Source organism: Ferrovibrio sp., assembly GCF_025869515.1.
Classification (GTDB): Bacteria; Pseudomonadota; Alphaproteobacteria; order Ferrovibrionales; family Ferrovibrionaceae; genus Ferrovibrio.
In genome coordinates this window covers 21,092-32,819 of the sequence record NZ_JAOZVR010000122.1, presented here as the reverse complement: position 1 = coordinate 32,819, position 11,728 = coordinate 21,092, and the positions used below count along the sequence as shown (strand labels likewise).

9 protein-coding genes are annotated in these 11,728 nt (G+C 65.2%); 4 read left to right on the top strand and 5 right to left on the bottom strand.

Features of this window, described 5'->3' with window-relative positions:
* Window positions 1–47 precede the first annotated feature (47 nt).
* The gene (locus OJJ21_RS23435) at window positions 48–2,078 is read left to right on the top strand and encodes a TRAP transporter fused permease subunit (protein WP_297690374.1); all 2,031 of its coding nucleotides are present in this window, start codon (window positions 48–50) and stop codon (window positions 2,076–2,078) included.
* Between the two features lie 6 nt (window positions 2,079–2,084).
* Here OJJ21_RS23435 and OJJ21_RS23430 read toward each other — a convergent pair whose 3' ends face one another.
* The 3 genes from OJJ21_RS23430 to OJJ21_RS23420 all read right to left on the bottom strand — a co-directional run bounded on the left by OJJ21_RS23430 (window position 2,085) and on the right by OJJ21_RS23420 (window position 7,245).
* Complete coding sequence (locus tag OJJ21_RS23430; RefSeq protein WP_297690373.1) at window positions 2,085–3,863, bottom strand: hypothetical protein; 1,779 nt, start codon at window positions 3,861–3,863, stop codon at window positions 2,085–2,087.
* A 21-nt stretch (window positions 3,864–3,884) separates the two neighbouring features.
* Window positions 3,885–6,551 (bottom strand): glycosyltransferase, encoded by a 2,667-nt coding sequence (locus tag OJJ21_RS23425; RefSeq protein WP_297690372.1) that lies wholly within the window; start codon window positions 6,549–6,551, stop codon window positions 3,885–3,887.
* A gap of 208 nt (window positions 6,552–6,759) precedes the next feature.
* Window positions 6,760–7,245: an Lrp/AsnC family transcriptional regulator gene (locus tag OJJ21_RS23420; protein WP_297690371.1), complete on the bottom strand. Its 486-nt coding sequence runs from the start codon at window positions 7,243–7,245 to the stop codon at window positions 6,760–6,762.
* A 126-nt stretch (window positions 7,246–7,371) separates the two neighbouring features.
* On the opposite strand from OJJ21_RS23420, the gene OJJ21_RS23415 reads away from it, so the two are divergent.
* Genes OJJ21_RS23415 through OJJ21_RS23405 form a run of 3 tightly spaced genes read left to right on the top strand, consistent with a single transcriptional unit; the run spans window position 7,372 to window position 9,938 of the window.
* Window positions 7,372–8,325: a DMT family transporter gene (locus OJJ21_RS23415; RefSeq protein ID WP_297690370.1), complete on the top strand. Its 954-nt coding sequence runs from the start codon at window positions 7,372–7,374 to the stop codon at window positions 8,323–8,325.
* A gap of 11 nt (window positions 8,326–8,336) precedes the next feature.
* Window positions 8,337–8,714, top strand: a complete 378-nt coding sequence (locus OJJ21_RS23410; protein WP_297690369.1) for a VOC family protein — start codon at window positions 8,337–8,339, stop codon at window positions 8,712–8,714.
* Between the two features lie 21 nt (window positions 8,715–8,735).
* Entirely contained in the window at window positions 8,736–9,938 is a 1,203-nt protein-coding gene (locus OJJ21_RS23405; RefSeq protein ID WP_297690368.1) for an aminotransferase class I/II-fold pyridoxal phosphate-dependent enzyme, read from the top strand.
* A gap of 3 nt (window positions 9,939–9,941) precedes the next feature.
* Here the strand turns inward: OJJ21_RS23405 and OJJ21_RS23400 are convergent, their stop codons facing one another.
* Both OJJ21_RS23400 and OJJ21_RS23395 read right to left on the bottom strand, forming a co-directional pair.
* Window positions 9,942–10,322, bottom strand: a complete 381-nt coding sequence (locus OJJ21_RS23400) for a hypothetical protein (RefSeq protein ID WP_297690367.1) — start codon at window positions 10,320–10,322, stop codon at window positions 9,942–9,944.
* 147 nt (window positions 10,323–10,469) lie between these two features.
* Window positions 10,470–11,663, bottom strand: coding sequence for a class I SAM-dependent rRNA methyltransferase (locus OJJ21_RS23395; RefSeq protein WP_297690366.1), 1,194 nt, complete (start codon window positions 11,661–11,663; stop codon window positions 10,470–10,472).
* Window positions 11,664–11,728 lie beyond the last annotated feature (65 nt).

Here is an 11,728-nt window from a genome sequence, read left to right as displayed (position 1 = left end):
CCATAACAGGGGCGCAGCGCCAACAGGCGGCGCGAGGGGAGTAACGGATGACCGAGGAAACGACCAAGGGCGTCACCGAGGCGATGATTGCGCCGGGTGCGCTGGACAAGGAAACCCAGCGCAAGGTCGAGGAATATATCGAGCAGGAAGAAGGCGCCGCCAATCGCCTGTCCGGCTGGTCCGGCCATCTGATCACCGCACTGGCAGTGTTCATGACGCTGTTCCACCTCTATGCCGCCTACGACATCGTGCCGACGCAGCAGCTGCGGCCGATCCATGTCGGTTTCGTCATGCTGCTGATCTTCCTGCTCTACCCGGTGGCCCTGCGCTTCCGCGACCGTATCCGCTGGTGGGATGTGATCACCGCGCTGATCGGCATCGCCACCATGGCCTATCTGGTCATGGGCGGTGACGACCTGACCGACCGCGCCAGCCTGCCGAACCAGACCGACGTGCTGGTCGGCACCGTCTTCGTCGTGCTGATCCTCGAAGCCACGCGCCGTACCACCGGCCCGATCATGCCCGTCGTCGGCCTCATCTTCATCGCCTATGCGATGCTGGGGCCCTATCTGCCGGCGCCGTGGACCCATCGCGGCTACGATGCCGAACGCCTGATCGGCCATCTCTACATGACGCTGGAAGGCATCTTCGGCTCGGCCGTCGACGTGTCCTCCAGCCTGATCATCCTGTTCACCATCTTCGGCGCCATCCTGCAGTTTTCCGGCGCCGGAAAATTCTTCATCGACTTTTCCTTCTCGGCGCTCGGCGGCAAGAGCACCAGCGCCGGCCGCGCCATCGTGCTGTCGTCCTTCCTGCTCGGCGGGCCCTCGGGCTCCGGCGTCGCCACCACGGTGACCATCGGCTCGGTCGCCTGGCCGATGCTGAAGAAATCCGGCTACATCGCCTCCGCTGCCGGCGGCCTGCTGGCGGCTGGCGGTCTCGGTGCCATCATCTCGCCGCCGGTGCTGGGCGCCGCGGCCTTCCTGATCGCCGAATTCCTCAAGATTTCCTATCTCGACGTCATCCGCATGGCGGCGATTCCCACCGTGCTCTACTACTTCTGCCTGCTGGCGATGGTCGAGTTCGACGCGGGTAAATACAAGATCTCGAATGTCGATACTGGTCCGCGCGACAGCCTGTGGGATCTGACCAAGCACTACGGCTATCATTTCAGTTCGCTGTTCTCGATCGTCATCCTGATGTTGATGGGCTTCTCGCCGGTGCTGTCGGTGTTCTGGGCCACCGTCGCCGCCATCGCGGTCAGCTATTTCCGCCGCGACACCGCGCTGACGCCGAAAAAACTGGTCAACGCGCTGGCCGCCGGTTCGATCGGCGTGCTGGGCACCGCCGCCACCTGCGCTTCGGCCGGCATTATCGTCGGCGTCGTCACGCTGACCGGGCTGGGGCTCAAGTTCAGCGCCATCGCCATCGCCTATGCCGGCGGCAGCCTGGTGCTGACCGCCGTCTATACCGCGCTGATCGTGTGGATCGTCGGCCTCGCCGTGCCGGTGACGGCATCTTACATCATCTGCGCGGTGATCGCCGCACCCGCCCTGATCAAGCTGGGCGTGCCGGACTATGCCGCGCATATGTTCATCTTCTATTACGCCGTGCTGTCGGAAGTCTCGCCGCCGACCGCGCTGTCGCCGTTTGCCGCCGCCGCCATCACCGGCGCCGATCCCTACCGCACCACGCTGCAGTCATGGAAATACACCATGCCGGCCTTCCTGGTGCCCTTCGTCTTCGTGCTCGATCCCAACGGCGTCGGCCTGCTGCTGACCGTACCGAAGGGTGGCGACTGGACGAATATCGCCTGGGTCGCGGTGACCACTGCCGCCGGCATCTGGGCCTATGCCGGCGCCACGCAAGGCTGGCTGTTCGGCCGCACCGGCATGGTCGTGCGGATCGGCCTGATCGTCGCCGGCACGCTGCTGCTGTTCCCATCCCTGCTCGATGCGGTGTCGACCACGCTGGGCAGCGAGCATATCGCCATCATGAAACTGGTCGGCATGGCCCTGACCGCGGCGCTGGCGGTGACCCAGCGGGTGCGGACAGCGGTCGTGAACCGCACCGCCTGACGCTGGCTAGACGACAGCCGTGGCGGTGCGCATCGCCCGCCGCTGCGCGGCAACTGTCAGGTTGCCGAGCAGCGGCAGCGCATAGACCGCGGTGATCGTGCACCAGTAGAACGCCTCGCGATTGCTGAGCGTTTCATTGGCGAGCACCAGCACCGGCGTGGCCAGCAGCAGGAAGGCCAGCAGCGTTTCCCAGCCGTATCTTCCCTGCGGGTTTTCGCCATCCTGCGGCGTGGCGAAAGTCGTGCCCAGCGCGATGCGGCCCAGCCCGGCGCTTTCCGGCCCGCCGTGGCCATTGCGCCCGAACAGACCGGCGATCAGCCGCAGCAGCAGCAGACCGGCCACCGGCAGCAGGAAATAGTCGATCGGGAAATCGCGATAGCGCCCGGCCGCCACCAGCATCACCGCATGATAAGCGACCCACAGCGCCAGCAGACCGTAGATCGCTTCTGCCAGCCGCGGATGCCGAAATGGCACGTTGCCGAGCACGCGAAGCAGGCTGTCGAACGCGGTACCGAGTGAACGCAGCGGCTGCGCAACGGCCCGGCCGCCCAGCACAGCCAGCAGGCGGCGGAACAGCAACAGCGCGAAAGCCACCTGCAGGGCGATCGCCGTGCCGCCCTCAAGATTGTGGAATATCGAGTAATTGTATTCCAGGCTGCGTTCGATGGCCGCCGCGAGCAGTGCAGCCAGCGCCTGCGCGAAGAAGATCGCCGCCGCCATGCCGGCCGGCGCCAGCATCGCCACGGCCTGGGCATGCAGCACCAGCAGAATCAGCGCCAGCAATATGCCAAGGCCGGCAAAAAGCGGCCATTCCGGCAGATTGGAAACCATGCCGCCGACTTCGAATTTCGGTTGCCGCAGTTCGTCCAGCACGCCCCAGGCGCCGCCGACCGTGCCTTCCAGTTTCACTTTCCACGGCTGGTCGAAAGCCTCGACCAGGTTGTAGGAAAGCCCTTCTTTCTTCGCCAGCTGCATGAAATCGGCGATGAAGCCGGCAGCTTCGGTGCGCGAGGGCACCGCGTCGCGGCGCGACCGGCCTTCGGATGGCCAGCCGACCTCGCCGATCGTGATCGGCTTACCCGGCAGTTTGGCCCGCACGGTTTTGTACACATCCAGGATATGCGGCATCGAATGGCCGGCCGCGATCGGCAGGTCCTCCCAATAGGGCAGGAAATGCACGGTGACGAAATCGACCTCGTCGAGCAGCTGCGGGAAGCGCAGCCAGAATTCCCACACATCGGCATAGGTGACCGGCTGTTTCACCGCCGCCTTCACCTGGCGGATATAGGCAATCACCTGGTCGACCGTCAGGTCCTTGCGCAGCAGCACCTCGTTGCCGACCACCAGCGACTTGATCGCATCGGGGTATTTGTTGGCCAGCGCGATGGCGGCCGCCACTTCCTTGTCGTTGATGTCTTTTTCCGGCCCGAGCCAGACGCCCTGCATCACATTGAGGCCGAGCTTCTGCGCTTCCGGCGGCACGATCTCCAGGCCTTCGCGCGCGGTATAGGTGCGGATGCCGCGCGTGATGCCCTTCAGGCTCTGCAGGTCTTCGGTCACCTGTTCGGCCGTCGGATAGGTCTTGGTCAGCGGGCTCTGGCCGCGCCGGAAGGGCGCGAAGGACATGCTTTCCACCACATGCTCCTGCGCGGCATAGGACGCATGGCCGACCTGGACCGGCCGGTTCGGCCACCACCAGGCGACGACATTGGCGAGAGCGGCAAGCAGAACCAGCAGCAGCAGCCACACGAAGCGCGTGGCCGGCCGGGATGTCGGCGCAGTCATGATACGGAACCTGCTCTTGAGTTACTGCGCCGGGCTGCCCTGCGAGGCAGCATCGGTCGGGGTGGCAGCCGGGGCCGGAATCGCCGCGGTCTTGCTCGGCGATTTCGGCGTCGTGCTGATGAAAGCCAGGATCAGCGAGGCCCAGTAAGGCATCGACTGCGCCCACATCACGATCGCCCAGAGCCGCGCTTCAGGATCCTCGCCGCCCTGGAAATTCCACATGCCGATGCCGGCCAGCAGCAGCAGAACGGCGATCAGGGTTTCCTCCTGCGCCATGATGAAAGCCTGCACGACGGCGGCCTGGTCTTCATGCTTGGGCGTGCGGATGAACGGCAGCTTGGAGGTGAACAGGCCGAACAGCATGGCCTTGGCGATGGTGTAGGTCAGTGCCAGACCGGCCAGACCGGCGCCGAGCCGCTGGCGCAGCGTGCAGGGCACGCGGATTTTGTAGAGCCAGAGAAACTGCGCCAGCTTGGCGCCGAACACCGCCACCACCGGCAGCAGGAACAGCGCCAGCGGCAGTTCGAAATATTTCGGCAGGATCAGCACGCCAACCGTCCAGACCAGCGAGGCGATGGCGAAAATCAGGCCGAGCGCATCGGCGAACCACGGCAGCCAGCCGGTGACGAAATGATAGCGCTGCATCGGGTCGAGTTTGCGCTCGTCGCCCGGCAGCATGTCGCGCCAGTGCCGTTTGATGATCTGCACGGCGCCATAGGCCCAGCGGAAGCGCTGGCTCTTGTAGCCCGAGAAGCTGTCGGGCGTCAGGCCGTAGCCGTAACGCTTGTCGGTGTAGACCGAGTGCCAGCCGCCGGCGAGCAGCCGCAGGCCCATCTCGGCATCCTCGCAGATGCACCATTCGGCCCAGGGGCCGACATGCTCGATGGCGGCCTTGCGCACCAGGGTCATGGTGCCGTGCTGGATGATGGCGTCGCGTTCATTGCGCTGGACCATGCCGATCTGGAAGAAGCCGGCGTATTCCCAGTTGATGAATTCCTTGAAGCGGTCGTTTTTCCAGTCGTAATGGTCTTGCGGCGCCTGCACGAAGCCGATATCGGCGCGGTCGAAATACGGCACCAGCGACTTGAGCCAGTCGGGCTCGACCAGGTAATCGGCATCGATCACGCCGACGATCTCGGTATCCCTGGCCATGTTGCGCAGCGCGAAATTCAGCGCGCCGGCCTTGAAACCTTTCAGCGGCGAGACATGGAAGAACCGGAATTTGTCCGGCCCGAGCTGCTGGCAGTAGTCCTGCACCGGCCGCCAGACCTTCTCGTCCTTGGTGTTGTTGTCGATCAGCATCACTTCGAAATTCGGATAGTCCAGCCTGGCCAGCGCATCCAGCGTGCGCTTCAGCATTTCCGGCGGCTCGTTATAGGCCGGGATATGGATCGACACCTTCGGCCAGGCGCGTTCGATATCGGTGCGGAAGGGCAGGAAATGCCGCTGCCGCCGGCTCGCCCAGATCACCTCGGAAAGTTCGAGGCCTTCGGCCAGCACCACCATGAACAGCAGCAGCAGGAGCGGCAGCAGCATCGCCCACATCAGCGCGATGCCCGGGCTCATATACGTGCGCAAACCGGAATCGACCACCATCACCAGCGCGCTGGTGATGATCTGGATCAGCGCGATGAAGAAGGCACGACCGGAGAAGCGCAGATCGGCCCAGCGCGCCAGAAACCAGGCCATCAGCGGCAGCGCCAGCAGGATCGAGGCGGCCGCCAGCTGCGGCCAGTGCGGCCGGTCGCTGACCGGGCCCACCATCGGGAATTTCGGCGTGCGGTCGGCATTGAACACGCCCCAGTAGGCGCCGACCGAGCCTTCGATATTGCGCTTCCACGGCTGGTCGAAGGCTTCCTGGATGAAATAGTCGAGACCGCGCTGGTTGGCGATATTGAGGAAGGCACGCAGGAAGGCGGCCTGGCTGCTCGGGCTGGGCACTGCATCGCGGCGGATGCGGCCTTCCGACGGCCAGCCGATTTCAGTGATCACCACCTTCTTGGTCGGAAAGGCATCCTTGACCTGCTGGTAGCGGCTGAGCGCGTATTCCACGGCCTTGTCCGGCGCCTGGCCTTCCCAGTAGGGCAGCAGATGGATGGCGATGAAATCGACCTCGCGGCCGAGCTGCGGATAGCGCAGCCAGATATCCCAGGTCTCCGGCGTCGAGACTTCGATATGCCTGCCGCGATTGGCCAGGCCGGTACGCACGCGGCGGATATACTCGACCAGGTCCTGGATCGGCATGTCGGCGCGCAGCAGCGTTTCGTTGCCGACCAGCACGCGACGGATGTTGTCCTGCGTCGCGGCGACTTCGATCAGATTCTTGATTTCGTCTTCGTTGCGCTCCAGCCGGCCGTCGAGCCAGCTGCCCTGCATCACCTCAAGGCCGTAGCGGCCGGCGATCTTGGCGATTTCGCCCTGGCCATCCAGCGTCGAATAGGTGCGCACCTGCCGTACCTGCCCGGCGAGGATTTGCATATCCTGCTCGATTTCGGTTTCGGAGGGATACTTGTTGTTGCGCGGGTCCTGATCGCCGCGGAACGGCGAGTAGTCGATGCCCGCAATCACTTCGCCCCACGGGCGCGGTTCGATCGGACGGTTCATATAGGCCCAGCCGGCCAGATTGAGGACGCCGACAATGAGCAGGACGAACAGTCCCGAATAGCGCATGGCAAGAGACTTGGACACTTTGGCCCCGGGGCAGAGATTGCGACGCAGCGCCGGTTACCCCGTACCGGCCCAAACCGCCTGTACCGGTTCCCGGCTGGCAGTCTGAATAGGCAGGCAATATGGCGGCTTTACGGCAGACGGCGGACTATACGGTGGGGCAAAAAAAGAGTCGAGGGGACGGCGGTTTATACGAATTGTTTGCCGCCGCGCTGCGGTGTCGGCCCGGCTAGCCCTCGGCCAGATGCTCGAGCGGCAGGGCACCATCGGTCTTGATCGGCCGGATCACGAAATTCGAGCGGATATCCTTCACCATCGGCAGCGACAACAAGCGCTGGGTCAGCAATTCCTCGTAGGCCGCAAGATCGGGTACCACCACCTCGGCGAAGAAATCCGCCTCGCCCGATACCATATGCGCCGAGACGACCTCCGGAATCGCTTCCAGCATGCGCTGGTGGCTGGCGGCATTCTCGGCCGAATGCTTCTCCACCTTGATGTCGACATAGACGGTGAGGCCGAGGCCGACCTTGCGACGGTCCAGCACGGCGCGATAGCTGCGGATATAGCCCTCATCCTCCAGCCGCTTGACCCGGCGCAGGCAGGGCGATGGCGACAGGCCGACCTGTTCGGCCAGGTCGACATTGCTCAGCCGCCCGTCCCGCTGCAGGGCGGCAAGGATTTTGCGGTCGAAGGCGTCGAGGTTCTGATTTGGCACTTTATGCCTCAAATGCTGACAATTATTGTCATATATTGCTGAAATAATCCCATAACAAGCAGAATTAGCAAGGACATGCCGGCATGTTCCCGGCCATCCTGCGCTTGACACCCCGGAGTCCCGCTGATGTCCGCCGACACAAGTCTTGCCACCCCTGCCCCCGTGGTCGCAGCCGAACCGAGCCGCCTGCTGGGCGCCGCCGCCGCACTGGCCACCATCCTGCTCTGGGCCATCGGCCTGGTCATCACCCGCTTCGGCGCCACCGCCGGATCGCTGTCGCTGTGGGATGTGGTGTTCCTGCGCATGGCCTTGCCCGCCTTCCTGCTGGTGCCGCTGCTGTTCCGATTGCCGGCTGCGCCAGCCGGCCGGAGCCGCGGCCGTCATGGCCTGCTGCTCGTCATCATCATGGCCGGCGCCGGCCTGCCTTTCATGCTGACCGGCAGCGGTGGGCTGTTCTTCGCGCCCGCCGCCCATGCCGGCGCCCTGATGCCCGGCAGCATGCCGCTGTTTGCCGCACTCCTCGCCGTGCTGTTCCTTGGCGAGCGTTTCACTGCCCAGCGCGGCATCGGCACGGTGTTGATGCTGCTGGGTGCCATCGCGGTCGGCGGCTGGCAGGTCATTGGTGGTGATGGAAACACCTGGCGCGGCGACCTGATGTTCATTTGCGCCGGCGCGATGTGGTCCTGCTACACGGTGGCACTGAAGAAAAGCGGCATCGGCGCCTGGCAGGCGGCTGCCATCGTCTATGTCAGCGCCTTCGTGCTCTACACGCCGGTCTACCTGTTCTGGCTCGACAGCCGGCTGCTGACCGCGCCGATTTTCCATATCGGCATCCAGGTCGTGCAGTCCGTCGCCTCCGGGCTGCTCAGCATGGCTTTCTACGGCTACGCCGTGCGCCGGCTCGGCGCCGCGCCCGCCGCCGCCTTTGCCGCGCTGACGCCCGCCCTCACCGCCCTGCTCGCCGTACCGCTGCTGGGCGAATGGCCCGAACCGGCGACCTGGGGCGGAATCGTTGCCGTCAGCCTCGGCGTTGCGCTGGCCAACGGGGCGTTTAACCGCTACACTGTATCTAACCGATAAGGAGGTTAGGTATGTTCGATCACCTGTCCCTCGGCGTGCGCGACATCGCCCGCTCCAGCGCCTTTTACGACGCCGCCCTGAAGCCGCTCGGCTATACCCGGCTGTATGAAGGCGACTACGGCATTGCCTACGGCGCCAAACAGCCGCAATTCTGGATCGACCGCACCGACAGCCCGGTGCCGGCCGATCCGAAATCCTGCTTCCATATCTGCTTCAGGGCGGACAGCCGCGCGGCGGTCGATGCCTTCCATGCTTTCGCGCTCCGGCATGGCGGCACCGACAACGGTCCACCCGGCCTGCGCCCGCAATACACGCCGACCTACTATGCCGGCTTCATCATCGACCCCGACGGCTACCGCATCGAAGCCGTGTGCTATTCGCCTGACTGAACGGCCTGCCTGAGTAGTAGAATGAATCGCATGCTCGACCATATCGACAAGGTCTTCGCCCCCGCCCCCTCGCCGCGCAGCGATGTCGAGATCTACCAGATGTGGGAGATCTTCAAGGCGGTGAATGCGCGGGTGAAGGCCGGCGGCAAGGTGGTCAGCCTGCTGGCCGGCGAACCGACCCTGCCACCGCCGCAGGCCGCCATCGCCGCGGCGCAGGCGGCGCTCTCCGGCGGCAAGCCGCTCGGCTATACCGAGGCGCTCGGCATCCCGGCCCTGCGCGACGGCATCGCACAGCTCTATCGCCGCCGCCATGGCCTCGACATCCCGGCGAAGCGCGTCGCCGTCACGGTCGGCACCTCGGCCGGCCTGATGCTGGCCTTCCTCGCCGCCTTTTCGGCCGGCGATACGGTCGCGGTGGTGGAGCCGAGCTACCCGGCCTATCGCGGCACGCTGAAGGCCATCGACCTGGTCCCGTATCGACTGGCCACCGACGCCTCGACCGGATACCGCGTCACGGCGGCGATGATCGAGGCCCTGCCGGCCCATGTGAAGGGCGTGGTGATCGCCAGCCCGGCCAACCCGACCGGCACCATGCTGTCGGCCGCCGAACTGCGCGCGATCTACGACCTGTGCCAGCGCCGCGGCCTGTGGCTGATCGTCGATGAACTCTATCACGGCGTCACCTACGACCAGCCGGCCGAGACGGTGCTCTCCGCCGGCCCCGAGGCCATCGTGATCAACGGTTTTTCGAAATACTGGGGCATGACCGGCTGGCGGCTCGGCTGGCTGGTGCTGCCCGAACGGCTGGTGCCGCGCATCGAGGCGCTGCATGGCAGCCTGCAGATTTCCGCACCCACGCTGTCGCAGCTCGCCGGTATCGCCGCGCTGGATTCCGATGCCGAACTGGTCCCGCGCGTGGCCGGCTACAAACGCAACCGCGATGCCTTGCTGGCGATGCTGCCGCGCTGCGGTATCACGCGTTTCGCGCCGCCCGACGGCGCCTTCTATCTCTATGCCGATATCGGCGATTTCAGCGACGATTCGGTGGCTTTCTGCAAGCGCATGCTCGACGAGACCGGCGTGGTGGCGGCGCCCGGCGTCGATTTCGACACCGCCGAGGGCCGGCATTACATCCGCTTCTCCTTCTGCATGGATGCCGCCATCATCGACGAGGCCATCGCGCGGCTGGAGCCGTGGTTCAGGAGTCTGAATTTCCGGGCATGAACTTCAGAACAGCGGCCGGTTGAAATACATGTCATAGGCCGCAAGGCCGCGCTGGCGCATGCATTGCGAGACGCCGAGAGTGTAGTCGCGATAGTCGTAGATCGGCTCGGCGTAAGACCGGCAGACTTCGCGCGTGCGCTCGCTGCAGCGCTTGTCGCGCTTGCCACAGGAAACACGCTCGGTGCGGCATTCGCTGCGCCAGGTTTCGCCGACTTGGCGGATCAGCGGCCGCGCCTGGTACTGGCAGCTTTCGTATTCGTCATAGGCGGCGTAGCACTGTTCGCGCTCAGACAGCGCATTGCAGTGATAAGCCGCACAGCCGGGCAGCAGCGCGGCCAGTGCCAGCAGCGCAGCGATACATGGGAAACCTGTGGGGGAAAGCATGGTCGTCTCGGGCGAGACTTCCCTGCTTCAGCCGATCTTGCTGGGGCGACACGCCCGCCATGGGACGTGCCGGTTTTTATCGGAAGCTTGCCGACCGCAATGCTGTTGCCGACTGATGGCGGAATTGCGGCAGAGTAACGCCGGAATTCAGTCGATCTGCAGGATCTGCCATTTCAGATAGGCGCTTTCCGGCAGGTGCGGATGCACCGGGTGGTCCGGGCCGGCGCCGCCGCTGTAGAGAATCCGGCCCGAGCGGCCGGCCTGCGACAGCCCGATGGCGACTTCCCTGGCGAACGCCTCGCCCGGCAGCAGATGCGCGCAGCAGGCGACGAACCACAGCCCGCCCGGCCGCACCAGCGGCACGGCGAGCTTGGCCAGCTTGCGGTAGGCCTTGGCGCCGGGACCGAGATCCTTGCGGCTTTTGACGAAATTCGGCGGGTCGGTCACCACGATGCCGAAGCTGGCTTTCTCGCCCTGCAGCTGCTCCAGCGCCGGAAAAGCCTCCGCCTTCTCGAACTTCGCGATGCGCGAGAGGGCGTTGTCCTTCGCGGCCTGCACCGCCTGGCCGATGGCCAGCTCCGAACGGTCGATGCCGCGCACGCTTTTCGCCCCGGCCTTGGCCGCCGTGAGCGCGAAGCCGCCCGAGTTGCAGTAGACATCCAGCATGTCCTCGCCCTTCGCCATCCCGGCGATGAGCGCGCGCGCGCCGGCAAGATCGAAATACCAGCCGGTCTTCTGGCCCTCGAGCAGATCGAGGCTGACGCGGCAGCCGCCCTCCTCCACCGCGGCCGGCATGTCGTCCAGGCTGCCGGCCGCGAGGCGGATTTCGGGCTGCAGGCCTTCCAGCGCCCGCACCGGCGTGTCGTTGCGCAGCACCACGGCGCGCGGCTTCAGCACCGCGTCGAGCGACTCCAGCAGCTGCGGCAGCAGATGCTCGGCGCCGGCGGTATTGGCCTGGACACAGAGCACATCGCCGTAGCGGTCGATGATGAAACCCGGCATGCCGTCGGCTTCGGCATGCACCAGCCGGTAATAGGGTTGGGCGAAGCATCGCTCCCGCAATGCGAGCGCCGCGCGCAACCGGCCAGCGAGGAAGCCGGCGTCGACGGTAGCAGCCGCAGCCGTCCACAAACGTGCGGCGATCAGCGAATGCGCATTGAAACTGGCGATTCCCAGCGTTTCTCCCTGCGAATCGACGAGCCGCACAAGGCTGCCGGGTGCAACCGCCTTGGCTTCGGCATCGAGTGCAATCTCATTGGAATACACCCACGGATGCCCACCCCTAACACGGCGGTCTTCGCGCGCTTTCACGCGCAGAACGGGCAACGTATTGAAAGTCATGGACAAATCCTCAGGACCTCGGTATCAGCGCGGGACGGCCTTCGCGTCGCACAAAATAAAGAAAG

Excerpts from the sequence above, each read along its gene's own strand:
- OJJ21_RS23435 (WP_297690374.1), top strand. The coding sequence starts at position 48 with ATGACCGAGGAAACGACCAAGGGCGTCACCGAGGCGATGATTGCGCCG.
- OJJ21_RS23430 (WP_297690373.1), bottom strand. The coding sequence starts at position 3,863 with ATGACTGCGCCGACATCCCGGCCGGCCACGCGCTTCGTGTGGCTGCTG.
- OJJ21_RS23415 (WP_297690370.1), top strand. The coding sequence starts at position 7,372 with ATGTCCGCCGACACAAGTCTTGCCACCCCTGCCCCCGTGGTCGCAGCC.
- OJJ21_RS23410 (WP_297690369.1), top strand. The coding sequence starts at position 8,337 with ATGTTCGATCACCTGTCCCTCGGCGTGCGCGACATCGCCCGCTCCAGC.
- OJJ21_RS23405 (WP_297690368.1), top strand. The coding sequence starts at position 8,736 with ATGAATCGCATGCTCGACCATATCGACAAGGTCTTCGCCCCCGCCCCC.
- OJJ21_RS23400 (WP_297690367.1), bottom strand. The coding sequence starts at position 10,322 with ATGCTTTCCCCCACAGGTTTCCCATGTATCGCTGCGCTGCTGGCACTG.
- OJJ21_RS23395 (WP_297690366.1), bottom strand. The coding sequence starts at position 11,663 with ATGACTTTCAATACGTTGCCCGTTCTGCGCGTGAAAGCGCGCGAAGAC.